At 59.6% G+C, this 25,887-nt stretch carries 24 protein-coding genes and 4 pseudogenes; 11 read left to right on the top strand and 17 right to left on the bottom strand.

All coding sequences use genetic code 11. The annotated features are described in order from the left end of the window. The first annotated feature begins 380 nt into the window (after positions 1–380). Positions 381–797, top strand: coding sequence for a sulfotransferase family protein (locus tag NKH33_RS25675; RefSeq protein ID WP_352922083.1), 417 nt, complete (start codon positions 381–383; stop codon positions 795–797). Next, the gene (locus tag NKH33_RS25680; protein ID WP_352922118.1) at positions 794–979 is read left to right on the top strand and encodes a sulfotransferase; all 186 of its coding nucleotides are present in this window, start codon (positions 794–796) and stop codon (positions 977–979) included. The genes NKH33_RS25675 and NKH33_RS25680 overlap by 4 nt, the downstream gene beginning before the upstream one ends. 310 nt (positions 980–1,289) lie before the next feature. Here the strand turns inward: NKH33_RS25680 and NKH33_RS25685 are convergent. Beyond that, positions 1,290–1,542 (bottom strand): annotated as a pseudogene (locus tag NKH33_RS25685) (alpha/beta fold hydrolase); the annotation flags it as partial. A gap of 323 nt (positions 1,543–1,865) precedes the next feature. Between NKH33_RS25685 and NKH33_RS25690 the strand changes: the two are divergent. From NKH33_RS25690 to NKH33_RS25720, 7 genes are all read left to right on the top strand, one after another. Then, complete coding sequence (locus NKH33_RS25690; protein ID WP_352542809.1) at positions 1,866–2,780, top strand: alpha/beta fold hydrolase; 915 nt, start codon at positions 1,866–1,868, stop codon at positions 2,778–2,780. 735 nt (positions 2,781–3,515) lie between these two features. Beyond that, positions 3,516–3,728, top strand: coding sequence for a DUF982 domain-containing protein (locus NKH33_RS25695; RefSeq protein ID WP_352922033.1), 213 nt, complete (start codon positions 3,516–3,518; stop codon positions 3,726–3,728). Positions 3,729–4,738: 1,010 nt separating this feature from the next. Next, the gene (locus tag NKH33_RS25700) at positions 4,739–4,936 is read left to right on the top strand and encodes a hypothetical protein (RefSeq protein ID WP_352922085.1); all 198 of its coding nucleotides are present in this window, start codon (positions 4,739–4,741) and stop codon (positions 4,934–4,936) included. A 310-nt stretch (positions 4,937–5,246) separates the two neighbouring features. After that, positions 5,247–5,441, top strand: coding sequence for a hypothetical protein (locus tag NKH33_RS25705; protein ID WP_352922087.1), 195 nt, complete (start codon positions 5,247–5,249; stop codon positions 5,439–5,441). A 159-nt stretch (positions 5,442–5,600) separates the two neighbouring features. After that, positions 5,601–5,828, top strand: a complete 228-nt coding sequence (locus NKH33_RS25710; RefSeq protein ID WP_352473844.1) for a hypothetical protein — start codon at positions 5,601–5,603, stop codon at positions 5,826–5,828. 161 nt (positions 5,829–5,989) lie between these two features. Next, on the top strand, positions 5,990–6,247 hold the full coding sequence (locus NKH33_RS25715) for a hypothetical protein (protein WP_352542948.1): 258 nt from the start codon (positions 5,990–5,992) through the stop codon (positions 6,245–6,247). Positions 6,248–6,574: 327 nt separating this feature from the next. Next, positions 6,575–6,691, top strand: coding sequence for a DUF982 domain-containing protein (locus NKH33_RS25720; RefSeq protein ID WP_352922120.1), 117 nt, complete (start codon positions 6,575–6,577; stop codon positions 6,689–6,691). 909 nt (positions 6,692–7,600) lie between these two features. Here NKH33_RS25720 and NKH33_RS25725 read toward each other — a convergent pair. The 15 genes and pseudogenes from NKH33_RS25725 to NKH33_RS25800 form a co-directional block, all read right to left on the bottom strand. Next, positions 7,601–8,089, bottom strand: a complete 489-nt coding sequence (locus NKH33_RS25725) for a hypothetical protein (RefSeq protein WP_352637760.1) — start codon at positions 8,087–8,089, stop codon at positions 7,601–7,603. A gap of 68 nt (positions 8,090–8,157) precedes the next feature. Continuing rightward, positions 8,158–8,375, bottom strand: a pseudogene (locus NKH33_RS25730) (cupin domain-containing protein); the annotation flags it as partial. Between the two features lie 129 nt (positions 8,376–8,504). After that, a complete protein-coding gene (locus NKH33_RS25735) occupies positions 8,505–9,053 on the bottom strand; it encodes a class I SAM-dependent methyltransferase (protein WP_352819735.1) in 549 nt (182 codons plus the stop codon). Between the two features lie 124 nt (positions 9,054–9,177). Then, on the bottom strand, positions 9,178–9,999 hold the full coding sequence (locus tag NKH33_RS25740) for a PA3715 family protein (RefSeq protein ID WP_352922089.1): 822 nt from the start codon (positions 9,997–9,999) through the stop codon (positions 9,178–9,180). Positions 10,000–10,505: 506 nt separating this feature from the next. Further along, entirely contained in the window at positions 10,506–10,862 is a 357-nt protein-coding gene (locus tag NKH33_RS25745; protein WP_352473837.1) for a GYD domain-containing protein, read from the bottom strand. A 75-nt stretch (positions 10,863–10,937) separates the two neighbouring features. Beyond that, positions 10,938–13,238 (bottom strand): AGE family epimerase/isomerase, encoded by a 2,301-nt coding sequence (locus tag NKH33_RS25750; RefSeq protein ID WP_352922091.1) that lies wholly within the window; start codon positions 13,236–13,238, stop codon positions 10,938–10,940. 1,100 nt (positions 13,239–14,338) lie between these two features. Beyond that, complete coding sequence (gene gmd / locus NKH33_RS25760; RefSeq protein WP_352502827.1) at positions 14,339–15,409, bottom strand: GDP-mannose 4,6-dehydratase; 1,071 nt, start codon at positions 15,407–15,409, stop codon at positions 14,339–14,341. A gap of 460 nt (positions 15,410–15,869) precedes the next feature. After that, positions 15,870–16,568: an FkbM family methyltransferase gene (locus NKH33_RS25765; protein WP_352922093.1), complete on the bottom strand. Its 699-nt coding sequence runs from the start codon at positions 16,566–16,568 to the stop codon at positions 15,870–15,872. 720 nt (positions 16,569–17,288) lie between these two features. Next, positions 17,289–18,065 carry a phosphatase PAP2 family protein gene (locus tag NKH33_RS25770; RefSeq protein WP_352542512.1) on the bottom strand — a complete coding sequence of 259 codons (777 nt, stop codon included), beginning with the start codon at positions 18,063–18,065 and terminating at the stop codon, positions 17,289–17,291. Between the two features lie 45 nt (positions 18,066–18,110). Continuing rightward, positions 18,111–19,448, bottom strand: a complete 1,338-nt coding sequence (locus tag NKH33_RS25775; RefSeq protein ID WP_352542511.1) for an NAD(P)H-dependent oxidoreductase — start codon at positions 19,446–19,448, stop codon at positions 18,111–18,113. Between the two features lie 46 nt (positions 19,449–19,494). Further along, positions 19,495–20,028: a dTDP-4-dehydrorhamnose 3,5-epimerase gene (gene rfbC / locus NKH33_RS25780; protein WP_352542510.1), complete on the bottom strand. Its 534-nt coding sequence runs from the start codon at positions 20,026–20,028 to the stop codon at positions 19,495–19,497. A gap of 106 nt (positions 20,029–20,134) precedes the next feature. Continuing rightward, positions 20,135–21,217, bottom strand: a complete 1,083-nt coding sequence (locus NKH33_RS25785; RefSeq protein ID WP_352685469.1) for a GHMP family kinase ATP-binding protein — start codon at positions 21,215–21,217, stop codon at positions 20,135–20,137. Positions 21,218–21,251: 34 nt separating this feature from the next. Beyond that, positions 21,252–22,307, bottom strand: a complete 1,056-nt coding sequence (locus NKH33_RS25790) for an NAD-dependent epimerase/dehydratase family protein (protein ID WP_352922096.1) — start codon at positions 22,305–22,307, stop codon at positions 21,252–21,254. Then, positions 22,300–23,568 (bottom strand): HAD-IIIA family hydrolase, encoded by a 1,269-nt coding sequence (locus NKH33_RS25795; protein WP_352922097.1) that lies wholly within the window; start codon positions 23,566–23,568, stop codon positions 22,300–22,302. Before NKH33_RS25795 ends, NKH33_RS25790 begins: the two co-directional genes overlap by 8 nt. Further along, complete coding sequence (locus NKH33_RS25800) at positions 23,565–24,218, bottom strand: SIS domain-containing protein (RefSeq protein WP_352542506.1); 654 nt, start codon at positions 24,216–24,218, stop codon at positions 23,565–23,567. The genes NKH33_RS25795 and NKH33_RS25800 overlap by 4 nt, the downstream gene beginning before the upstream one ends. A 138-nt stretch (positions 24,219–24,356) precedes the next feature. On the opposite strand from NKH33_RS25800, the pseudogene NKH33_RS25805 reads away from it, so the two are divergent. Continuing rightward, positions 24,357–24,476 (top strand): annotated as a pseudogene (locus NKH33_RS25805) (bifunctional Delta(1)-pyrroline-2-carboxylate/Delta(1)-piperideine-2-carboxylate reductase); the annotation flags it as partial. A gap of 201 nt (positions 24,477–24,677) precedes the next feature. Here NKH33_RS25805 and NKH33_RS25810 read toward each other — a convergent pair. Next, positions 24,678–24,803 (bottom strand): annotated as a pseudogene (locus NKH33_RS25810) (helix-turn-helix domain-containing protein); the annotation flags it as partial. Between the two features lie 271 nt (positions 24,804–25,074). Between NKH33_RS25810 and NKH33_RS25815 the strand changes: the two are divergent. After that, a complete protein-coding gene (locus NKH33_RS25815) occupies positions 25,075–25,863 on the top strand; it encodes a WecB/TagA/CpsF family glycosyltransferase (protein ID WP_352473821.1) in 789 nt (262 codons plus the stop codon). Positions 25,864–25,887: the final 24 nt, after the last annotated feature.

The following is a 25,887-nucleotide window of genomic DNA, read 5'->3' on the forward strand; positions in this document are numbered from 1 at the left end:
GCCGGCCGGCGGCGGCTCTGCCGTTACCACCTTGTATACCCGGTGTGGCAGCGTGATCTGCCAGGCGCGCGATGCAGGCGACATTCGCCAATCTGTTCAGAGGCGTATTCCGTATCCACAGCTATGATCAAATGCTCTTCCGATAAAGGTGTAGGACGCGATGCCCGTGACTTGCCGTGTCGCCAATTTTAGAAGTTTTAGAATAGTCGCATGGGGCCCGCGAAGGCCAGACTCCGCCAGTGCCTGAAGGTCAGCTAGTGAGGCGCGCAACGAAGGACCGGCAGTGGCCGCAAGACGGACTTTCGCAAAAACAGCTGTTATAGTGCTCGGCTGGCGGAGATAAATGATCCGGTTCGGCGCAGGCACGGTGGAGGGCTATCATGCCGCTCAAGGTCATCGGAACGGGTTTCGGGCGCACCGGAACTGACTCCATGCGAGAGGCGCTCAACCTGTTGGGCTTCGGACCCTGCCATCACATGTTCGAAGTCGATGGGAGCGCCATTCAGAAGCAGCGCTGGAGGGCCTTAGCCAAAGGTGCGTCGGCAGACTGGGAGAGTCTGTTTGAGGGCTACTCATCCTGCGTGGACTGGCCCTCCTCTTATTATTGGCGCGAATTGATCGAAGCGTATCCGGAAGCACGGATCGTTCACACGGACCGCTCGTCCGAAAGCTGGTGGACAAGTATCGAAAGCGCGTTTCAGGTGACGCGCCGCGGTCAGGTCGACCCGGACTCTCTGGGGGAGACCCTCGTTTTCGGCAAGGTCTTTGGAGGGGCGTCGATCGCGCTCACGCGATAGCCGTCTACGAATCACATCGGCACGACATACTCACCACTGTGCCGCCTGGCCGACTGCTCGTGCATGCACTCGGGCAAGGATGGGAGCCGCTATGCCGCCATCTTGGCGTCCCGATCCCGGAGCAGCCGTATCCTATGCGGAACAGCGCCGAGGAATTCCGGCGGCGGGCCGAGACACGCTAAACGGGTCTGCTTGAAGCAAGGCGAAGCCGCCCTCCACGGCCGAAATGCGGCGCGATGCGATTGTTCACTGTGCCGTGCGGGTTCGAACCCGGCACGACGGCGAAAGTGACACGGCCGGATCCGGTTGTGCCCGCCACTCAATCCACGACTTCTCTACCTCGGGGCAAAGCGACGCCAACGCCACAGCTAAAGCAGATGGCCGGAAAGGCAGTTCAGTCAGTGGTCGTCGCCTGCGGCCGGCAAAGATGGACGTGGCGGGCCAAATTCCGCCACGTCATTTTGCGAACGCGAACGCGTCCCCAAGATACGTTCAGCCCTCGATGGAGGCCAGCAAGTCGTGGTTGATGACGTCCGCGTGCGTCGTCAGCATGCCGTGCGGGTAACCCATATAGACCTTCAGAGTGTCGTTCTTAAGAAGTTTGACCGACAGCCTGCCCGAATCCTCGATCAGCACGACCTGTCATCGTCGTCATGCATGACCAGCGTGGGCACGGTGATCTTCTTCAGATCCTCAGTGAGAAGGCCTTGATGGCTTCGTAGTGAGGCTTGGCGCTACTCATCATGGTAAGACCATATGTCCGCCTCTGCGATGAGGTGGCTCGCCCTACAGTGCGCGTCCGAGCGTTGCTCGGGGCGGGCCGAGCCGACCCACACCACAGGAGGACGAGCCACCTCATCGGCAGAGGCGACATACAGTCTTACCCAACATGCCCTGATGCTACCAATTCTGAATCACGCAACACAACAAAAGGCCTTCTTCGTTCAATCGACGGCGATTCGAGCTATTAGGGCCGTCTGCGAGTCCTTATGCTCCTCATCGAAGCGGATCGGCAGCGACACGCCGACGTCGGCATGGCTCAGTGCAACAACGTTCACGGAGGACGACATGTGTAGGATGATCATGGCAGTGCTAGGTCTGCTGCTCGCTAGCTTGCCGGCCACGGCGCGGGTCGTCCCATTCCCGCCAGGCTTCAAGACGCAATCGATCGAAACCAACGGCACGAGCCTTAATGTCCGCATCGGGGGACAGGGCCCCGCCGTCGTGCTGCTGCACGGCTTCGGCGACAGTGGCGACATGTGGGCGCCTGTTGCGGCAAAGTTGATGCAAGATCACACCGTAGTCGTGCCAGACCTGCGCGGCATGGGACTGTCCGCCCATCCCGACACCGGTTACACAAAGAAAAACCAGGCCGTCGACATTGCCGGTATCCTCGACCATCTGAAGATCGAGAAAGCCGACCTCGTCACCCACGATATCGGCAACATGGTGGGTTACGCTTTCGTCGCCCAGTATCGCGACCGAGTCACCCGCTGGGTTGTGATCGATGCGCCGCTGCCGGGCATCGGCGATTGGGACAACATCATCCGCTTGCCGTTGCTGTGGCATTTCAACTTTCGTGGTCCCGACATGGAGCGGCTGGTAGCAGGGCGCGAGCGTATCTATCTCGACCGTTTCTGGAACGAGTTGTCAGCCAATCCGAAGGCCATCGACGAAGCAACGCGCAAGCACTACTCCGTACTTTACGCGCGACCTCACGCCATGCACGACGCCTTCGAGCAATTCGCCGCCTTTAACCAGGATGCGGCGGACAACAAGGAGTTGTTGGCGAAGGGCGGCAAAGTCTCGATGCCGGTGCTAGCCGTTGGCGCTGAAAAGTCTTTCGGCACGGCCCAGGCAGACGATCTACGCTATGTCGCGACCCATGTGACTGTTGGGATCGTACCGGGCTCCGGTCACTGGATCATGGAGGAAAACCCGGACGCCACGGTCAAGCTCATTACGGACTTCCTCGCCAAGTAGCCTATCCGCTGCCCGCTAAGGCCGGCGCGCAAACCCGACGGAGAGCTACAATGACCAGCCAGCCCATGCTGGCCAGGACATCTTCTGACGCCGAGCAATTGTGTCGTCGTGAGCATCGACCATTAGCCGATCCAAGATGGCGTCCGTTGCCTTGATGGATCGGCGGACCCTGGTGTCCAATATCGTCGCTGTGGCGAAAATCGCGAAACTCTACAGCGCGCCCGCTGGTGGAGAGCATCTTTTGGCCGTGCAAGGAAGCCGTCGAGGCTCATCCAGTGGAGGGATTTGTGCCGGCGCCTGGCCGATGAACTCCAAATAGAGATGCAGCTCTTCAGGCAAGAAGACGGCCCGCCACGTTCCGTGGGGGGTCGCTGGCGATGCTATGGGCAAGAACGGTCATGACGATCACTCCTCTCGCCCGGCTTCGCCGATCTGCACGCGAGATTTCCATCCCCAGAAATGAGTATTGACTTCCGTCTGCGGATGCCTGGGCCGGCAAGTGGCCCGTAGCGATAAGGACGGTTCTCGCTGTTTGAGGACCGCAACGCGTTGGCGAGTCCAGTCTGAGCGATCAAGCCCGCGCTCTGGACGAGCGCCCGTCCTCACAGAATGTTCGCCCACCGGGACAAACGTGACGCAACGGAACGGATGGTTCACCCGTAAAGTCTTGGGGAGGTTGCGAAAGGAGACCAGCATATGACCTGCGAACGAGACGTCGGCACGTTCGAAGAGCCCGTGACCGTTTTGCTGTCCTCGGGCAAAGTCAGTGTTTCGAGCACCCGCGAAGCCGCCGAAATGCTGCTTTACCGCTGGCCCATTGGAGAAACCGCGCGCCGCATCCAGGCTCGTATGGCATGCATGAAGGTTCTCGGCGGCGGCAGCGCACCGGATGTAGCGCGCGTGGCATTTCTCAGCGCCGCCAAGGAAGCGAAAATCCTGAACGCCTGACATCGTCAATGCGTGCCCCACCACTGTCCATCATGCATCACTCTTGCAGCAAACATCCTGCGTCGATCATGCGGAGACGCCGAATGCTTGCGCGAGAAGGCTGGAGCCGCGGATCTGCACTCTACGTGGACGTATCACAGCTCCGGGCAAAGCGGCCTATGGATCAAAACTTACGTGGAAACCTGCCCCACCAAACTTTGTCTGGCAAACGCATGTCGGCCCTGCCGATTTCGTTGCGAGGGCGAAGCTGGATCGCGCGCACTCGGTCTTCATCGCGTGTTTTCGAAAGAGTTCGCGAGAAGGCAACGGGTCAAGTAGTTCAGTGTTCGATCTGGAGGAATTGAAGCTGCTCGGCCTCGATCCGACAGGCAATCGATTACGGCCAGGGGTGACTACGATAAACCTCATTCCGGTTAATCTCCGGCCTCTGTTTCGAGGCAAGAGAATCGCACGCGCGGCCTCGTCGAGGAATTCCGCACGTATGGGCATGTATGGGGCCCTGTCGAGCCGCGACATCTACTTAATGTCTACTTTAGACAGTCGCCGCGAGCATAATTTTTGATAACAGGTCAGGGTCGCGGGATGCCGAGCCGCTTGAAATACCGAGTTGTGCGGGTGCTCGCGATCGTCCCGCCTCAACCGCGCAAGTGCGCCATCATCGCCGGCGAGCGCCATAGCCAAACCGGGAGCGCTTATTCTCGACGGAGCACCGGGCATTGTCTGATTGTGAAGACGGGGCTTGATCACCAGCCGCCTGAGTGTGTCGTCGCTTGCGTTGTAGTCGTGCCTGAACAGATCAATGACCCTCTGGACCGTGATCGCCTCTGCCCGTGGCAGGTAGAGCGGCCGAAGCCGTTCGCCTGTTTCTGGCGCTGTTTTGACAGGGAGTGCATTGGTCATTCGGCCCATAGCGCTATTCTGCGGCCCGCCGTTTCGCCCGACATCAGGGAACGATATCGCCCCCCATGTATTAGAAACCCATGGACACTATGGAACCCCACGGCCACGGGATGGCGGCCGATATTTTGACATCGGAAGTTGCCAATGCCAGGCAGCGCATCCACCGGACCGAGCTCGCGCTTCAACGTACTGAAGAGATGCTGGCCGAAAATCTCGCGCTGTGCAGCAGGATACGAACTGCGGTCGAGGCCGCAGACCGCTTGATGGAGATCGATCCCCCCAGCTTTGAACGACGTCGCGCGGGTTGAACTGGGCCGGCGTTCATTCGTCGCGGCCTTGCGGCACGCTGCCGCAAGAGCCTGCCCTATTGGCATCACAGCGTGAGCAAACATTGGACAGAAGCATTCCAACGTTCACGATGTGCAACGCGGACGCCAAACCGACACGAATCTTCAGTTCAAAGAGCGAGGATAATGCTGCGGCAAACGAAGATGGCACGGGGGTCTTCGCGCGAGCCGGTTATGCGATCTCCCGCTCAGAAATTTATACTTAATATTCCGACGTCCTGATGGAACCCATTCGTTGCGGGCGAGTTGCGGCTCATTGGGAGGGACTTCCATGGCAACCAGCAACAAAGCAGACCATCAGTCTGTCTCCGAAGCGTTTCGGAAACTGATCCGTTCCGAGGACTATCGTCATAACGTACAAACGTTCTTAAATCTGGGGGTCGAACCAGAACTGCCGCCAAACCTTCAGTCATTACTTGCGGCTATTGATCGGGCCAAAGAGGGGCCGACCGAAGAAGTCCCTTAGCGGGCTGGCTGAGCTCAAAGCGGAAGAGTACAGAGGCTCGCTCCGTACTTGTTTCTCTGGTTCCCGCTAAGAAATTTCCATCAAACATTCTTCTTGATTTTTCCCGACAGAGGATCATGAATGTTCCGCGTGGGTTCTCGCTGAGGTGGGAGGCCTAGTATGAACGTTTGGACGAACTGCCGACCGAGCAAAGTGACTGCCCATAAGCTTGTTAAAGAGCTGATCTTACAAGCCGGTCGCGGCCAAATCATCTCCGTGAAAGAGACCATCGCAGCGGTGCGCCGAGCCGGGCCGCATCTGGTGGAAAGTGACTGCGCGCTGGTCGAGCTTATTGTCGAGATTGGCCCAGCCTTTGGCCTGTTCGTCGCGTTCGACCTTCGCGAATAGCCACATGGCAACCCATTGGTTCAACCCTCGAGAGCGGCACGGGGAACTTCGCGCGAGCTGGTCGTCCAATCCCGGCTCAGAGATTCTCACCAAATTATTCGCTTCCCCTTCGGAACCCTTTCACAACGAAAGTGTTTCAGACCGAATGTGGGAACGACCTTATGCCGGCACGACCAACAGCAGGGACAGCCTTTCAACGGCTGATCAGCTCAGAAGATAATCGTCAGATGCTCCGCAACAGGCTTGGTCTCGAAGTCGACGAGAAACTGCCGGCGTCCCTTGCTGCATTGTTGCAGGAGCTTGAGCGGCGAGAGCAGGTCGAGGTTGATTGGAGCGCCACCACTTTGGCAGCGCGGGCTTCTATGGCCTTCGACGAACCAGAAGGAAGCTTCAGTGACCCTCATGGCCATGCTGCGTAGGGGACGTGCCTTCCGAGGGATGATCAGTTCGGAAGACTACTGCCGGAAGCTGCGCAGGCTCCTAAGGTTTGTAGGCGAACCAACTCTGACACCGACGCTTGCCACACTGGCGCGGGAGCTTTCAGAGCAGTCTGAGCTGCGGAAGCTGGAATCGGCCGACAAAATTCCATAGTTGCCCGACATTTCCCCACATGACAACCCACTGGTTCAACCCTCCGATCCCTGTCAAGACTGAGCGTCTCGGGATCATCCGCAATGTCAACAACGCCGAGGCAGCCGGCGAGGAACTGATGAACTGGACCAAGCGTGGCCTTGTGGGACGTCGCGGTGCGTGTTTGCATGGCCGTGATTTTCGACGAGATGGAACCTGAGAAGGCTCGCAAGGCGTTCCTGGCTGCTGCAAAAGAGGAGGGGACGTTACTCCCCCCAATGGCAACTAGCTAACTTGGATGGCGGTAAAGATTCTCTGACCAACACCGCCTTCGCGAAAGGAGCCCGCCGCCGGTGAGGAAGAGAGGCGACGGACCCCCCTACAGCGGCTGCACATCACGAAGAATCCGCTGCCGCCTCTAAACCCGCGAGGGCCTACATCGTTCCGTTAGCTGCGGCTAAACGGGGTTGGTCGGCGGGCTCTTGCGGCTTTAAGTTCCTCTTATGGGTCCTCTCTGGTTCTCTCTGACTTCGGATAGGAGGCGCGGGGGTCGCTTTCGCCGCTTCGGCGGTCCCGTCCGGCTGTGCTTTTCGGACAAACGCAAGGTATGAGTCCGAAGTATGCTACAATTTTCGGACACGCGTTGGCGGCCTCCATCGTCCTTCGGACGTGGCGCTCGGCCACCAGGCCGCGCGGCTGGTTGTCATCGTCCTCGGCTTCAATTCACATAGTGGCTACGCAGGTATTATTTGAGAAGTTGCACAGCGCATGGAATTTCAAAGGATACACGGCCTTCGCGCTAATACGATAGCATCCCACCTTCCAGCTTCTCAAATTAAGCGCCTATCCTGACGCCAGTGTCCGTAAGGACCACCTGTCCTGGCATTGCCTATTAGTGCAACGACTTCGAGCGGGCCGCCGAGCCGCTGAGCAACTGTTGCACAGGACCAAGCAGCGTGGCCCAAATGGCTCAGCGCAGTGCAGCTCTGCCATGCATGCCTTGATCGATCAGGTGAAACGCGAAGTGGTCCGCGGGGCGTTTCTCGAAACGGCCAAGGAACAAGGAAACCTACTGCCTCGTTAGCATCTGCGACTGAAAGCCCTACTCTCGGCCGGGCTCGAATCTAACAAAGAGCATCGTCGGCTCTGCAGCAAGGCGGCGGTCATGGAACTGGCAAGCGAGGACCCATTGGCTTGTCCGACTATCGTTGCGCCTTCAGCAGACGCTCTAGCGTTGAAAAGTCACTCATGTCGCGGTAGGGCGTCAGGTCAAGATCCTTGGGAATCTTCTTGAGCTTCTCTTCGGAGATCGGTTTTTCGTTCTTTTTGTTGACGGCCTGGTAAGCGGACCAGCCAACACCCGCCGCCTTCACGGCATCGCGTTCGGCTCGAAGGGCGATCTGATGCGCGTGCAGGTAATGAAGCCCGAGTTTGTCCAGGAGCGCCTTTTCAACGATCTCGTGCGTTAGCAGAAATGGGGCAAGCCGGACCTTGGCCGATTTCCAATCCATAGTGCGAGGCATATGGCGATCGATATAAATCGTCCTGCCATCTTTGCTGTAGCCAGCAATGTATGGGATATCGAAATCATGAACGATCTTAACCCGACGATGCAGCGCCCGCACAGCGTCACTCAGTACATCATCGTCCAAGTCTTCGGAAACGTGGCGGACTTCATCTTCAAGCTTCATTTTTCCCACACTGAGACCAGCGGCGCTTCCTCCCATAGACCGGGAGCCTTCCCGTGACGGCCAACTGGGTGACCGGTGCCGGCCGGAAGAACTGCCACGTCGCCGGCCTTCAAGGACAATGTACGGCCCCTGTTGCCCCGAACCGAACCTTGCCGGTTCCGCGCGCAACCCCAAGCACTTCATTTTTGCGGGAATGGTAATGAACGTAGTGGTAGATGCCGTCCCGCCAGCCGCTACTCCAGCCATTGGCCTTGAAAAGCTCTTCCAGCACGGCTGCGGAGTCAACCTCAATGTCAAAGGCATAGGCCCGACGTCCATCCGCAAGGTGCTTTCTGCCGGCGAATCGGGCTCTCCCGGGACTGCGTTGCAGGCAGGCAGCGGGTCTGCGCCCGCTGCTGCCACATGGATGTCATCTCTATGGCTGCGGATTTCGTAAGGCGGGTTTCTCAAGCACGAGCACATGACTACCAAGAGGCGATGTGTGAGTGCTCTTGACCTGGAACCCCTCGTCAGAAAGCGTTTCGATGAATTCGCCATCCGTTCCAGGCGGAACGCGGGCAACGACGTTTGAGGTGCGCCTCACAATATTGGAAAGCACCCTTCGCGCCTTGCCTGGGCCGATGTTGCGCTGCATGTGCTGATAGACGGCCAGCAGCAGGACGATATCGTATTTCGGTAGAAGGATATTGCCGAGGCGCCGGCTGCCAAGGTTTAGGCGATCGAACCTGGCATGTACCGGGGAGCCACTCAACAACATCTTTGCGGTCTCGATGTGCGGCTTGGCAATGTCGATCCCGTGGATCGAGCTGGGTTTCAGCTTGGATATCTCATAGGCGACAACACCCATATTGCAGCCAACATCGAGAATGGATTTTCCGGCGTAGTCGACCTTTGCGGAGAATAGCCCGTCAAGTCTGTCGTCCCACGTTCCGGCAAAACCCCTTTTGAATCTTGACCACCACAAATCATCAGCTCCTTTGAGAAGAGCCCCCTTGAGCGCCTCCTACCACGAGAGAATTAACGGTCGATACCCGTTCAACTGGAATTGATGACATTGACGAACCAAGGCAGGGACGTGTGCGGCCGCCTCACAACCCCATCACCTTGAGTGCCGCGGGAACCGCATAGCGGCTGCCATCATAGCGCATCCAGTAGGTCCGCTTCGCAGGCTTGCCAGGATGGGACTGGCATTCGCCATTGTGGTCGGGGGAGGGATTATCGGTATTCGACCGCTCAATCGCGGTGATATCGTGATAGCCATGATGGCGCGCCGGGCTTATCGCCAGGCTGACCTGGCTGGAATGAAAGTATCCGGCGCAACTACCATCGCTATCGCCGCCAGAGCCGGCCACCACGAGGCCGTCGAGCACCACGCGTAGCGTATCGCCGGTGAGAGCGTATAGCCGCAGGTCGGTTTCAGTGAAGGGAGCGGTCAGCGAATGGTGCGCCATTTCGATGCGCAGGCCGAATGCGCTGACATTGGGGGCCAGTGCATAGCGGCCCGTGTCGAATTCCACCTTCTCGATGACAATCGCGTCATCGGTCATCAGACCGGGCTGGAGCAGGCGCTGGCGCACGCGCCGCGTATTCCTGTCGACGACCAGAAGCTCGATATCGCCGACATGCAGGTGGTCGCCGTTAGCGCTGTCAATCAGCGGCACTGCGACCAACAGCAGGTCGACATGGGCGGGCCAAATCTTGCAGACCAGGCCAAATGGCGCTTCGCTCTCCGTGAACGTTGAGGTGATGCTAGTATGAGGTTCAAGCGTGAACGAGGTGCCGTCGGCGCTCTTTCGGGCGTTGGGATAGGCCTGCTGCACCAGCGCGGCGGCATCCCCGCAATCGCCCGCCGCGGCCTTGGCGGGCGACAGGCTGGCAAGGGCGGCGCCGAGCAACAGGACAGGCAACACTATTCGCATGGAGTTCTCGCGTCGCAGGGCCGGGTTCGGCCAGGGCCCTTCTACGCGAGATTGGTGGCGGCGCACAGGGCAGGGAAGTGACGGATAGCTCCACCCGCTGCGTCAGGACCATAGGTATCCTGGAAAGTCGTAAAGTCCGAGCACCCTTAGGGACGGTGATCATGAGAACGCCGCCCGAGCGGCCAATTTTTGCTGATGCTGTTCGAGCTACCTGAAACAGATACTGACAATGTGATCTCGATTGACTTGTCGCGCTCCGATTAGAAGCGCTCCGAGAAGAAACCTCTACAAAACCGGACCTCGCCGGTCCGTCAAGCGCACCTTCTAGGGTGTACATTCGTACATTCCAAAATTAACTCGGCATGACCTCCGTTTCTGACCCCTGAGCCGGGCGCGTTCGCTGTCGGCGCGGTATCAAAGCAGAACCAATGCCGCGCCTGCTTCGGCTTTCCGAAACCGCAGCGTGTCTTTCCTTGAGACTTGGCAGCACGGCGCGTTCAACGGAACCGTGCTGCCTTCAATGTACAGCCAGTTATCCAATCAGCCGGCGGGCTTGTAAACGCGGCAGCCTTTTTGGCGGCTGCGAGCGCCGCCTTCATGTCGAGTTCTTCCAGGACAACTAGCTCGTTTATCCAGCCGCTTGCCTGGACCGCCAGTGCTAGGTCCATCCCATCGGCCTGGTCCGGAACCTCAGCATTGATGACAATATCATAGGCGCCGCGAGTAAACATCATACCGGATACCTTGCCACCAACGCTTTCCAAAACCGCCTTGATTGCAGCTTCTCGGTCTGAGCCTTGCATCAATCCCTTGTAGGCATGGGGCGGACAGTTTCCCAGGATTGTCACTTTCATGGGTATTCCTCCCGATCTTGTACCAGTTTCGTTATTGGTCGTTTGACCAACACGGAGCTATGGCGGACGGTTGGGTCAGCCGTAACCCTGCATCGCAACGTTTTTGCTCACATCCAAAGCTGGCAGCGGGAAAGGTTCGACTTGCCCTGCGGTCTTGTCCAGATACTGCATCAACGCCGTCACGAGGTGGTAGAAAATGCTCGCGGGCACCTCCGTCGCCAGTGACCTTCCGCGCTCGTCAATTCTGTCGATCCACAAGCCTAGCGGTGCGGGATCGATATGCCATTTGAAGAGGCGGGCGACACGAGCTTCGATCTCAGGTTTCAGATCAGGCCCGCCGATGCCGTCCAGGGCGACGGCCGCCTTGACGGCTTCGCATTGCGGCCAGCTGCGGGAGAGCCGGTCGAAGGGAATTCCCTGCCGCGACACGGCTGCATAAGCCAGGCCCGTGGACCGGTTCAATCCGCTTGCGATCGCCGACGAATAGAGCTTCCTTGCATAGGCTGCCAAGTCTTTCTGCCCGCTTGCCCGCGCGAAATCGATGAGGAGCGAGGCCCATTCGAAATGGTGCCCTGGTTCGGTCCACTGTCCCTCCTCTCCCGACAACGGTAGCCAATCGACATCGAAATGTTCCCCAAGCGTCCAGCTCTCCTGATCGAAGAAATGGCACCGGAAGAGATCGACGACACGTGCCGCCCGACGGAGATATGCACGCTCGCCGGTGACGCGATGCCAGGCAAGGAAGGATTCCAGCATGTGCATGTGCGGGTTCGAGAACCGCACCCCCTTCCAGCCGGGGGTCTCGAGGAAGCCGTTCAGGCTGACGTCCTCGAGATGGGTGTCGATGAAATGGAACGTCTCTTGTGCCAGCTGCAGGGCATCCTGATGGCCGCATCGGTGAGCATGGGCAAGCGCCAGGAGCACGCAGGAATGGTCGTAGGCGTCCTCCGTCGGGTCAGCCACGCTGCCATTGGAATTAAGGATGCGCACCCAGCCACCGCGTTCGGTGCGGCCGTGTTTGGCGATAAACTCGATGCCGTGGTCGATGAGCTTGTCGGCCGGTCCAACCCAGCCGCGTTCTTTGGCCACCGCGAACGCGTAAATCTGGCGAGCCATCGTCCGCATGCGCTTGGGTTTGCCCAACGGCCTTGCATCGAAACCGAGCGCCTCGTGGAAGCCGCCATACGCATCGTCGACACCTGCAGTGGACCACAGCGGCAGGGTTTCGCTGAAGAGCCAGTGCTCGACCCGCTTGCGCCATGACCCGCTGATGATGACCCGGTCGTCCGACCCCGTGAACTTCGTTTCAAGGCGTCCGCTCTTCTCGAGTTGTTCGACGACTTTCTTCGCGTTCTGGCTGTGGCTGACAGGAGCGACGAATACCGCGTCCGGTGTCGTCACCACCGCCACATGCTTCATTCCAATGACTGTCAGCAGTCTGCCCTGGCTTCTGAGATAGGAGTTGCCGCAATCCATGGCGACAACGTCGCCCATTACGACATTGCCGTCGCGGTCCGTCGGGCTGGCTTCCAGCAGCGATTGCCACGATCCAAGGTCGTTCCAGCGGAAGGAAGCCGTAACCATCGCAATACCGCGTGCATGCTCCATGACTGCGTAGTCGATCGACGTCGACGGGACAGCCGAATAGAAGCCCTGGGGCAGGTAGATGCCCAAGACGTCGGTCCGTGCAGCCTTATGGGCCCGTTCCGCGGTGTCCCAGATGTCTGGCCGGAACTCGAGAAACGCCTTCCGCATCGTGTCGGCACGAAACAGGAAGATGCCGGCGTTCCAGTAGAATCTTCCCGAAGCCACATATTTGCGGGCCGTCTCGGCATTGGGCTTTTCGACAAAATGTGAAACGGCGGCCCCGCCGTCACCATTTGCCGTAACCTCGATGTAGCCGTACCCGGTTTCGGGATGGGTCGGCCTGATGCCGAATACGACAATGCTTCCTGAATCGGCGGCAGGCATGCCAGCCTCGACGGTTTGCCAGAATTGCATTTCGGTCGATATCTGATGGTCGGAGGGCACCACGAGCACAAGCGCGTCACCGCCATATTCGGAGATCGTCTGCAACGTGGCTATGGCCACTGCAGCGGCGGTATTGCGGCCGACGGGCTCGAAAATCGGTCTGCCGCCGTTCAGGCCGAGCGGACCGATGTCCGAGATAACGCGGTCGGCATGCCGTTCGGATGCTATCAGATAGATCGGCGTCTCGCCGTCCGAGCGCGCCTTGAGGCGCCGGACAGTCTTCGCAAGCATCGAGCCGTCGCCCGAAAGGTCGTGGAATTGCTTGGGATTGTCTTCGCGCGACAGCGGCCACAGCCGCGAGCCGACGCCCCCGCTCATCACAAAACTGACGATCCGCTCCGGCATGATCCAGTCCCCTCAAAATTTCTGGTTGTAGGCTCCGACCTCTGGATTGCGGCGCAGCACGGCATCGACAGCCCCGAACATCTCGCGACGAAGCCGAATGCGTTCGGCCTGGCTTGTCCGACTGTGTCCTGGGTCACGCATTTTGCTCGGCTCTTGCGCGGACAGACGTAGCACGCTGCCGGGCGGGAGGCTCCTTCATGAATTGGGGTAGCCCTAACGCCCCGATTGGCACCCCCTAGTCCAATAGGAGCATGCCTGTCGGCGACCGAAAGGATGTCTCGTGCGTGCTGCTCGGGCTGACGACAAGGGTGGGCTGGGCTGCAACATGCCGGTGACCGCGTTCAAGTTCCGGTTCCGCGAGAATGGCGCCGAAAGGCATTTCGGAGGCTGGCTCGCCTCTCAAGGCTTTCAAGGAGTCAGCGAAACGTCGTCTGTTCAGAGAAGGAATGACGGATTAGGCCGCGCTCTCATTGGACCGACGCAAACGGCGAGTACCCGAACGCACGCCCGCGAGATCGATACCTCACGCGGAACTGGCGTTCAACCGCCGATGGCAGATCTCGCCGGAATGAGAGATGTCATTCGTGGACAGGACGAGAGCGGCTGCCGCCCAGGCTGCCAAAGGCGCAGGCCCATAGGTCTAGAATTGGCGGCGTCTATCTTTCGTGAAGTTGCAGGCACGCCTAGGCCGAAATACTCCCAAAGCGAGGTGAACCAAGCGCTTTTCTGGAGTCGGAGAACGTCAACAAGGGACGCTGACCGGCAACTCCCGGCGTGCCAAGTCGATTTTCCGGAACGGCCGCGAAGGCGGCAAGCGGATCGTCTGCGGCTCCGCGCGCAGCGGCGTGTTGAGGTCGGCCGAACGGAGATCGTTTTGCTGACGCTCCTCGTCGGCGTCATGGTCGGGTCGAAATCGAACAGAAGGTCGCCAGCCTTCACGCTCTGTCCATCGCGCACGTGGGTAGCGCGGACAACGCCCCTCTCTAAAGGCTGGTGCGCCCGCTTGGCACGATCTTGCCGGTCGCGTTTGCGACGATATTGATGCTGCCAAGACGCACATCACGGAGCCGGTAAGTGTTGTTCATGACCGGTGGCGCTTTCTAGACGCTACTGTCCCTATGCCAGCGCTCTCGCTCCAGACGTTTCAGATCGGCCGCCACCATTTCCGCCACGAGGTCGCTGAACGTCGTCTTAGGCGACCAGCCGAGCTTTGAGCGGGCTTTCGCCGGATTTCCCATCAGGAGATCGACCTCCGTTGGACGGAAATGGCGTGGGTCGATTCGGACGAGGATTTCTCCTGTCTTGCCATCCCGGCCGATCTCGTTCACCCCCTTACCTTCCCAGACGATGACGCGGCCGACTGCCCGAAAGGCACGCTCTACGAACTCTCGAACCGAGTGGGTTTCGCCCGTGGCGAGGACGAAGTCGTCTGGCTCGGCGTGCTGAAGAATCCGCCACATGCCCTCCACATAGTCGCGAGCATGCCCCCAGTCGCGTTTCGCATCCAGATTTCCAAGATAGAGGGCGGACTGAAAGCCTCGCTCGATACCTGCAACCGCACGTGTGATCTTGCGGGTCACAAACGTCTCGCCGCGCGTGGGGCCTTCATGATTAAACAGTATGCCATTGGAAGCGAACATTCCGTACGCTTCACGGTAGTTGATCGTGATCCAATAGGCATAGAGTTTGGCCGCCGCATAGGGAGAGCGCGGGTAGAACGGCGTCTTCTCCGTCTGGGGCACCTCTTGGACTTTGCCGAACAGCTCGGAGGTTGATGCCTGATAAAAGCGCACCCGCTCTCCCATCTTCAGGATGCGGATGGCTTCAAGCAGCCTGAGTGTGCCAAGGGCATCGGCGTTGCCGGTATATTCAGGCGTCTCGAAGCTTACCTGGACATGGCTTTGGGCCGCCAGATTGTAGATTTCGGTAGGGCGCGTCTCCTGAACGATGCGAATGAGATTGGTCGCATCGGTCAGGTCGGCGTAGTGGAGAAAAAAGCGTGCGTCCGGTTCGTGCGGATCGACGTAGATGTCGTCGATGCGTTCGGTATTGAAGGAGGAGGATCTGCGTTTCAGTCCGTGGACAGTATAGCCGTTCTCCAGCAGCAGTCTGGCAAGGTAGGCACCGTCCTGACCGGTCACACCAGTTATGAGCGCAATGCGATCTGTCATCGGGTCCCATCCAATCCTTGAGGGCTGTGGTGGCCTCGTCGACCGACGGTCTGCCCCACACTCCTCTAACGAAAGGCGAAAGTGCCTTGTTCTGCCAGAGTGTCTTTGTGGCAGGCACGCCAGCAAAAGAGGTAATCCCCACCGCTCAATGCCCGTCACAGCTACTTCCCGTGCGTCCCTTTCTGCTTGGCTAGCCTCTTCAGCCTATGCTCCTATGGCATGGACGTAGCCGCCCTGCCGCGAGCCGTCACTTCACAAGCGCTTGCGCCACCGCTTCTCCGGGAGCTGCATGCCGGCCATGCTGCCGTCGGCAATGCCGAACATGTGGGTCGGCTGATCAGTGCGGCGCGGGCGATGCCGCCGAGAAACGGTTCTCGGGTCACCTGGCAAGCGTGGCGTCAGGTTGTTGCCGACGATCCCGCCACCGACGGCGGCTTGTCGAAAGTTCTCGTAAGGCTTGCTATCGCGTCAGCAAAAATGACAACTCGTGGCCCGCAGGAGAAACATGGAACAGGATGTAACCCTGGCCCTTTATCGCTTCCACTGTTCGGTAGGTTTGCTCCACGGGAGTGCGGTGCCACCAGTGGTGAAACTCGACGAGAATCTGTCTCGGTAAGACATCAGATCCAAGCACCTCTGGAAGGACGTCGTGCTCTGCCCCCTCGACGTCGAGTTTCAGCACATCGACAGTTGCCAGTCCGAGCATATCCAGGATAGTAGAATAACGCCTCACGTTGCAGACAATGCTCTTGCCTGTAACCAACTTCGTGGAAAAATTGCTGCGTGTGTCATCTTCGGACACAGCAAACGTTTGCTCCCCGTCGAAATTAGATATTCCCAAGGGGTAGATCCGCACAGTGGGGGGTAATTCCTGAGCGGCAATCCAGTCAAGACTGGCCGGAGTCGGATCAAACCCAAAGACCTTTGCACCGAATACTTTGCTGACTTCCAGATCAAATGAAATATCGTCCCCTAAGCCAAAGGAAAGAACAATAGGGGAGGGAGCAGCTAGAAGAGGCTCGACCGCAACGACCCAACCTCCATATGCGGAGCCGAGTTTTTGTGTAGGAATAGAGCATTCGGGCCGGAGAAGATGATCGAATCCTAAGGCCGCTCTTACAACTCGCTTACAATACCGGAGCCCATCTGGATTGTACATCAATGGTTGCCTTTGGCTTATTCTTAGTAGCTGTTCCGCTTGACTGCGCCGTCCTCACTGTGTCCGCCGTCCTCACTGTGTCCAAAATAGACAACAGCGCCAGATGGGGTTCAGTCTGGCCTAACGCGGAGCGGCTATCGACCTGTGAATTTTATATCGATTCCCTCCCGCGACCAGAGTGTCATTGTGGCAGGCGCTCCAACAAAAGGAGGTAATCCCGTCGCTCGGCGTTCGTAACAGATGCTGCGGAGCATCGCCTTGGGCTCGGCCAACGTCGTCGCCCTACCGCGTAGGAAGTAGGAGCCGCCCGCTGCGAGCGCCGGCTCACGAGTCGCCTCGTCCCCGGGGCCGTGCCGGCTACTGCGGAGCCAAAGAAGTGGCAATCCTGTTCGTTGCGGAGCTGAACGCAGGAAGGGCCGGCAGTTCGAATCGGTCTTGGCGGGTTGCAACGAAATTGACCTTGGGTTCGCCGAGCGAAGAGATCGGGCTTGTCGAACAGCGCGGCGCGCGCAGTGTGCTGGCTACCTCAAAATGGCAGAGGTAGTAGGGCCAGTGGAAGCCGTAGAGCGGCCTTATCCAGCTTGCCGGATGCCTAATCCGCTTCATTGAGGTAATCCGCCGCTGTTGCGAACACCTTTCAGCATGATTGTTGTTGTCCGGCCAAGATGACGCTTCAGCGCGGCGATGCACGTCATGTCGTTGGCGGCTTCACACCAGTTCCTATTGCAGAAGCCCTTTGGCAAGTTCTCGCAACGCCTGGAACGCAACAACAAGGTATGAGGCCAGAAAGCTGCACAGATAGAAGCTTGATGGGGCGCCGCGCTCCCACCGGAGAACCAGGGCGCCGAGTTCAAGGCTCGGGTGCGTTTGTGCTATCCATACCAGGGCGGCGGCCAAGGCGAGGCTACCCAGAGCATTGGTCGGGTAATGCAGCCCCAAGTAGACTCGCGCAAGCTCTACCACCAAGGTGCAGGCCAGGGCGAGGAGTCCGAGTTCGAAGCGAACGAGAAGAATGGCGATCGCTAGACCCGCGAACAGAACCGCTCGCTCGCTGGGGAACCCGGGGGTGCCGGCGAACGGCGCTGAGCGCAGAACGGCAGCGTCGCCCAAAACGTCCGGGATATGAAGTCGAAGTGCGGAGTCAAAAATCGGCTTTGGCGTCGTCGGCAGAGCGCCCTGCAGGAAATGCGCGACGAGCGCCGCGAGGACAGCTGCGCAGACGCCGCTCACCAGCCTTGCCCTCGACTCCGGACCGTCATGGGCGAACCAGCAATACCAAAGCAAGGACACAACTATAGCGCCCTCGGTTGTTGGGTAGACGGCACCGAAAGCGAGCCGGTTGGCGAAGGGCTGAGTGCTCGCTACGGTGTTGACGGCCGTTGCGAGGGGCCTGTCGATCCAATCCGGGTTAAGGGCCAGGAAAGTCGTACCCACAAAGAGGAGGCAAAGCGCGGCGGCATGCGTCAGGCAATGGAAATCGGACATCAGTTCGGCCATCTCAACTCTAAGGTTCGGGCGGCGGAACATCTGAAGTCCCGCTAACTAGGCGGTTGCAGAAACCTCGCGGCGCAGGGAGGCTGCAGAGCGGCCGAAGAAGGCAAGATCCTGCTCCCGGCGCAGTGTGTCGCAAAGCCGCCCGATCGGAAGCTCGATGTCGTCATAGCCGAGCACCTCGTCCCGCTTCACGTCGCGCAGCAGCCGGCAGCCCTCGGCGAGCCCGATCGGCACAAGCCGCTCGGCGTGCACCGTTCGCGCGTTCTCGCAGAGCCCGTAGGTCATGTAATGTCCAAGGCCATCGAGGATCTCTCCGGCACCAAGGTCCCGCTTGGCGGCGGCCACCACATCAACGGTCGGCGCGCCCAGGGGCGCAATCGCAGCATCGCGGAATATTGCGGCCCTCGCCACCGTGGCGGGGACCTCGAAATGACACAGATGATAGGGCCAATAGAAACAGTAGAGCGGTCCGGGGCCCATCTTGTAGAGTGAGAGATAGTGCTTCTCGACGGCATCCTCTGTGGTGCCAAGAACGAAGATGCCGGGGTTGGGCATGGCGCCGACACAATAATCAACTATCCCCGGCCCCTCGAGGAGCTGATTGAGGGGATACCACCCGACCGCCCCCTGGATCGGGGTTCCAGGCTCGACCACAGGCCCGTACATGCCGCGCTTCGCCACCCGCATGCCTGTGGCGTTGGCGACGATGGCGTTCTCGAACGAGATCTTCGTGCCGTCCGCGAAGGAGGTGACCATTGGGGCCTTCATCCCCCACTTCTTGGCAAAACCCTCCTGAGTCGTCGGATTTCGGTAGGGATCGTGCAGGCCCTTGATGTTCCCGCAAAGCACCGGACGTATGCCCAGGCCCCTGACCCAACGGTAGAGGTTCATGATAACGCCGGGCTGATCCCCCTCCACATTGGTGAGGACCACTCCTGCCCGGTCGGCATACACTTTCAGGATCGGTCCGATCGTGCCGTCGAGTTCGGCATTCATCAGGGCGACATGCTTGCCGTGCCGGATCGCCCGCATTGTGACGTGGGCAGCGAACTCGATCGCGCCTGTCGCCTCGATGATGACGTCGATGCCGTCGGCCTCGCAAATGTGCATCGGGTCCGCCGTTAAAGCGCGGCGACCGCGCGCCACAAGATCCTCAAGCGCTTTGGTGCTGGTCGCCTCCATCACATCGTCTTCGCCTGCAGCGGCATAGGCATCTCGCGCCTTTTCCACGTGCCTGTTGGAAATCGCCACGAGTTCCATGCCTGGGACATATCGCAGCATCTGCAGCGCGATGCCTTGGGCCATGAAGCCGGCCCCCACCATACCCACGCGAATTGGCCGCCCCTGAGCCTCGAGCCTCTCCAACTCCCTGTCGACAATGAACATTGACGTCTCCCCTGTGCTGCTCCCCGAAAGGTCGGGTGGCGAAAGGTTAGCGGTCATAATCGGGCCAGCTTCGGTCCTTTTCAGAAATCAGTGCCGGCACATCCACCGGCCACTTCACGGCGAAGGTAGGATCGTTCCAGCGAACACCGCGCTCGGCCGCCGGTGTGTAGAATTCGGAGACGAGATATGTCGCCTCGGAGTGGTCCTCCATGGTGAGAAAGGCGTTCGCGCAGCCCTTCGGTATGACCAGCATCCGCTGGTTCGCCGCTGACAGGTCCACCGTGAGGTGCTGCTTATAGGTGGGCGATTGGGGACGCAGGTCGATCAGCACGTCGTACAGGCTGCCCCGGATGCAGCGAAGCATCTTGTCCTCGCACTGGGGAGCCAGCTGGTAATGGAAGCCGCGCAGTGTATGCTTGTGCCTGTTGTATGAAATATTCACCTGCACGACACGATCCGGAAGCCCCTGCTCGGCAAACTCGCGCGAACACCAGCCGCGTGCGAAAAAGCCCCGCTCGTCTTCGAATTTCTGCAGTTCCACCAGGGTGGCGCCGGGAATATCGGTCTTTGTGAAAAGCATCGTAGATCCATTGGTCAAATGAGTGTCACGTCGGGTTGCATCTCCGACGACCTCTGCTCAGGGTGGCTCGCGCCGGCGGTCCTCTTGTGCGATCGAAGGACGGCCATCAGACTTGCGCCGGATGCAAGAGGCGCGAGCCGTGGACTTCATAGCCGATAGGCACATAGGCTAGGTGTGAGAGTGCGCGTCTTACACTTTCCCGGCGTTCCGGCTTGACCGCGAACATAAGGAATCCGCCGCCGCCGGCGCCGCACAGCTTGCCGCCTTCCGCACCTGCGTCCCTGGCGAGGTCGTAGTGGCCATTGATCGTCGCGTTGCTCACGCGGGACGCCAAACTCCGCTTCATCTCCCACCCTGCGTGAAGGACGGCACCGAAGCGCTCTACGTCGATGACGGGCTCCGCAAAGATCTCCTGAAGCATGAAGGCGTCGTCCCGCATCCGCCTGAGCGTATCGAGATTGCTTGACGTTTTCGCCTTCTGCTCTGCCAGCACGGAACTGGCCGGCCGCTGATGCGACGTCCAGAACATCATCAGGTTGCTGAAGAGATGTTCGATGGCGCCATTGCGCACCCGCTGCGGCTCGACCGTTACCGCGCCGCCCGGCTGGAAGCGGAACAGGTTCATGCCCCCGAACGCGGCGGCATACTGGTCCTGCTTGCCAATCGGCTCCTTGAGGATGTCCATCTCGATGTGACATGCCTCTTCGGCCAGTTGGCCAGGGGTGACACGTTCTCCCCGGAATGCATGCAGGGCGTTGAGCAGTCCCACCGTGAACGAGCTCGACCCCCCCATGCCCGTCGAGGCAGGCATGTCTCCGACCGTCGAGATGTAAATCGGCGGTTCGATCTCCAGGAAACGCAGGCATTCGCGAGCGATGTTGTTCTTGATCTCCCCTATGGTGTTTACCTGCTCGGTCTGTGAATAGTTCAAGCGGATGGGTTCATTAAAGATCTCGCTGTGACGCTTGACGGTGACATAGATGTACTTGTCCACTGCCGCGCTGAAGACCGCGCCGCAATCGAGATTGTAGAAATCGGGCAGATCGGTACCGCCGCCAGCAAAACTGACGCGCAAAGGAGTGCGCGTCAGGACGAGAGACGGTAGACGCTGTGCAGCGCGATCGATGATGGTCGGAAGGTCCAGTCCTGAGCGGCGCTCCACCGCTTTGGTCCCGTCTAGCTGTTCCATAATTTTTCCCCCTTGAAAATCGACGGAATGAAAATTAGGCAACACGCGGCTGTGCGGTTCGCCAGCGCAGCTGACCATCGAGCGTCCCCGCCTTGAGCAAATGATCGAGCCAGCGCAGCCGCGTGAAGCGCTTGTCGGTAAAGTCTTCAAATCTAAGTGCGATCGAGCGGAACGCCTCGTAAAGGTCCTGTGCTCCCTTTCGCGCTGTCCACTGAAACTCGAAATCCGGGAAAGTCCGTGAGAACTTGCTGAAGTCCGCCTTGTAGGTCCTTTGATCCGCGCCCGGCTTCGGTGTCATTGTGAGCTGCGCGCCGGCGACGGCCTCAACGGCGATCTCCGCTATCTCGCGCACCTGAAGATTGAGGCTTTCAACACCCATGTTGAACGCCTCATTGTGGATGTCCTGTAGCGGCGCCTCCAGCATCAATTTGAAATAGCGCGCGACATCCTGGACATGAACCACGGGCCGCCATGGCGTGCCATCGCTGTGCACTTCGACACGTCCAGTGGTGAAGGCGCTGCCCACGAAATTGTTCAGCACGGTGTCGAAGCGCATTCGCGGCGACAGACCATAGACGGTGCCGTTGCGGCAATAGACGGGCGAGAACCCGTCGTCCGCCAGCGCGCGCAGCGCTTCTTCGGCAACAACCTTCGATCTTGCGTATTCTGTTTGCGGCGCCAGCGGGGCGGTTTCGTCGACGACGGCGGCTTCCGACATGCCATACATGATGCAAGAGGAGGAAAATAGGAACCGCCGGATGCCCGCCGCCTTGGCCATCGTGGCCAGACGAACTGTTCCTTCCGCATTGATCTGCCTCGTCCAATCCGCGTTGAGATTTCCGATCGGGTCGTTCGAGAGTGCCGCCAGATGGATCAGCGCGTCAAAGCCCTGCAGATCCGGGGGTTCGATGGCGCGTAGATCCTTTGTGATCTCGGGCACACTGGTATTGTCGGCTCCCAGGGTGCACGCACGAAAATATCCCATATCCAGCCCGACCACCTCATAGCCCGCCGCCTGCAACACGGGCACCATGACAGAACCGAGATATCCATTGTGTCCGGTGACGAGAACGCGTGTTGGTTCATTCATGTCTGCCCTCGCTCCGTTTCGAAAGGAGTTGACGGGTGAGGTCCAGAAGCGAGCATCGCTCGCTTACTTGCGCATATAGGCAGTCCGCGGCTTCGGCCGCTTGACGGTCACGATCGTCATCGCCGACAAAGAGTGTGCGTGTGAGGTCGAGATCAAAGTCGCGCTGTGCCTGATACAGCATACCGGGTTTGGGCTTGCGGCAGTCGCAGCCGTCGTCCCAGCCGTGTGGGCAGTGGTAGATCTCCGCGATCTTGCCGCTGACGGCCTCGCACTCGGCGCACATGCGCTGGTGAAGCGCCTCGAGATCAGCGGCGGTCATCGCTCCGCGCGCTATCCCTGCCTGGTTGGAGATGATGATTATGCGGTAGCCAGCCTCGTTCAGAAGGGCCAACGCCTGCTTTGCACCCGGAACCCACTCCCACTGGTCCCATGAACACACATATTGAGCCCGTGGCGGTCTGCAGTTGAGTACGCCGTCCCTGTCTACGAGCATGGTTTTTTCGCGGCTCATAAAGCGCTCCGTCGCGGGTAGACGCTCGATCGAGCCCACGCTGTAATAGCGGTGCTCGCTCACGAAGCCGGCGAGGCGATGCTGCGTCGCGAGCGGCGTGTAGATGGCCTCCTCGAAGAGGGTGTCCTCGTCGGGCAGGAGTTCGAGGGCGAGATCGGTTAGTATGGCATAGCTGATCTCGACTCCCTGCAGCCCGGGCGTGGTGCGGAGCCGGTCGAAGACGGTCACATTGTCATTCGCATCAAGGATCACGCTGCCGCGTGAATAGCCGTCCTTGTTGCTGTAGACCGTAATCATTCCAGGCTTGCCGGCCGCACAGAAGCGTTGCCACAGCCGCTCCATGCGCATCGGCCAGTAATTGTCGCAATACAGCAGCAGGAAGCACGGATCTATGAGGTGACGGGCATTGGATACCCGGCTGCTGGTGAGGTCGTCGGGACGGGTGACGGCATATTCGATACTGAGCCCGAACCTCCTGCCGTCGCCGAAATGGTCCATCACCACATGGGGCAAATACCCGAGTAGAAGAAGAACCCTTTCGAACCCCTCCTGCCGCAGCTGTTCGATCTGGTATTCCAAAAAAGGGCGGCCGAGCACCGGCACCATTGGTTTCGGGCGATCGAGTGTGATCGGCCGCATGCGCGTGCCACGCCCGCCGGCCAGGATGACCGCCTGACGCGGCCGGCTGTAGCCGCGGCCTTCGACATCTGCCTTTTGCAGGCAGGGCGAGCTCGGCAGGACAATATTCATTGACCGCGCTCCGGTCGGTCGGCGATGAGGTATCGCGTGATGGCATGACAGATCGCGGCGTGGACGTCCTCGACGAGTTCGTAGGTGCCTTTTTCGGACCGCACCCATACTGGCTGATCGACGAGCTCTTTAAGCGTGCCGCCGTCAAAACCGACAATGCCGATGGTGGCTACCTTCCTTTCGCGAGCGAGTTCGACTGCCCGCACGAGATTAAGCGAGTTCCCGCTGGCTGAAATCACTATGAGCACGTCACCCGGCTTGGCGAAGTTCTCCATCTGGCCGGCAAAGATACGCTCGTAGCCTTCGTCATTGCCGAGTGCCGTCATCCAGGAGACGTTGTCTGTCAGGCCTATGACCCGGATTGGCTGCCTTCCCGAGCGTTTCGTGGCCTTACCGAGGTCATTGACCCAGTGGGAGGCGGTCGCTGCGCTGCCGCCGTTGCCGGCGACGAAGACTGTGCCGCCCGCATCGCGTACGGCGCGCAGCAACTGTATCGCCTCCTGCACGGCGTCCGTATCGATCTGCGCCAATGCGATGCAAAGCGATGCCAGATAATCCTGCGTGAATTCTTTAGGCTGCAACCAGAGGGCATCATCCCGCGAAGATTTGCGACATGCCGTCACTCCCTGATCGATCGCGAGCTCTGTCATGCCACCCTCGATTGCTGCAATGGTGAGCGATCATCACAGCGTGCGAGCACTTCGAGTTCAATTGCTATTCCGAACGGGAAGCTGGCGGGCGGCGCTCATCGGAGGTACTTAAAAGGAATATCCCTTGTTCTCCGTACAGCCGACACGTCGGCACATGGCCATATCGGCGTCAAGATCGTCACGGTGTCGCCCGACAACAATGGCGTAGGCAAACCCGCGGTGATGGGGCTTTACCTCCTGCTCGACGGCGCGACGGGCCGCTCCTTCCATGCGCTCTTTCGGCAGCACGGAGAGAACAAGTTGATAGATGGGTAACGCTTTGAACCGGATACCCGACGAGACGCTCCAGTTGCCCATCCGAGCCAATGCCTTCGAAAGCTCGTCAAGCGCTTCCGACGGCAATGCCGGCGCTGCACCGCCCGGGTCGTCCGCCTCACCTAGCCGGCGTACCGCTCGCGGCGGACCCACGCGACCGCGCAGAGCTGCTGGCCCGCCTGCACGAAACTGCTTCTGCCAGCGATAGAGACCCTTGCCAGAGATGCCGAGCTCCCGCGCCAACTTGCTCATATTGGCGCCCGCAGCCATGCGTTACACCGCCGCTCTCTTGAATTCGCCACTGAACCGCCGCCCCGGGTTCTTCTCTCCTCATCAGCTCTCCTTAACGAATGGAGAACTGTTACCCTTTTCGTGTCTCAGAATCGGGGTGCACCACACCGGTTCGGACAGGATATTCGGATATTCCTTTTAAGTACCTCCGATGAGCGCCGCCCGCCAGCTTCCCGTTCGGAATAGCATTTGCACTCGAAGTGCCCGCACGCTGTGATGATGGCTCACCATTGCAGCAATCGAGGGTGGCATGACAGAGCTCGCGATCGATCAGGGAGTGGTGCGCGAGCAAGTGCTTGGGGTACCCGTGCACGCGCTGGGCTTGGCGCAGGCAGTCAACTGCGTCTTCGACTGGGCCCTGCGGCGGGAGAGCCGAACGGTTTTCCTGTGCAATGCCCACAGTGTCGTCACCGCCCGCCGCAATCGCGCCCATGCCGAAGCGATGGATAGCGCCGATCTTGTCGCGCCCGATGGAGCGCCGGTGGCCTGGATGCTGAGACGGCAGGGACACGCGGATCAGCCGCGCATCGCCGGACCGGACCTGATGTGGATTTGTTGCCGGAGGGCATCGGAACTGGGCTCGGCAATGTTCCTGTACGGCGGCAGCCCGGGCACTCTCCAGCGTCTCGAACAGTGCATTCGAACCGAGTTTGCCGGCATAAACATCGTGGGCTCTTACTCACCTCCGCCCCGCCCTCTGTCGGCCGAGGAGGATGAGGCAGTGGTCGGAATGATCAATCAGTCCGGTGCGAGGATCATGTGGGTGGGGCTCGGATGTCCCAAGCAGGAAAGCTGGATGCAGGCGCATCGCGGCCGGATCAATGCGGTCATGTTAGGGGTAGGAGCAGCTTTCGATTTCCACGCCGGAGACGTCAAACGGGCGCCGCAATGGATGCAGAAGAGCGGGCTGGAATGGCTGCACCGGCTCTTCCAGGATCCCCGCCGGCTGGCGAGCAGGTATCTCGTGACGAACAGCCTGTTCATCCTGGCTTTGTTGCAGGCAACGCTGCTTCCCAGGCGCAGACTTCGTGACGGTTAGAGGGAGGCGGAACCAGTGAACACA

This window comes from Mesorhizobium sp. M1182 (assembly GCF_040318335.1).
Taxonomy (GTDB): Bacteria; Pseudomonadota; Alphaproteobacteria; order Rhizobiales; family Rhizobiaceae; genus Mesorhizobium.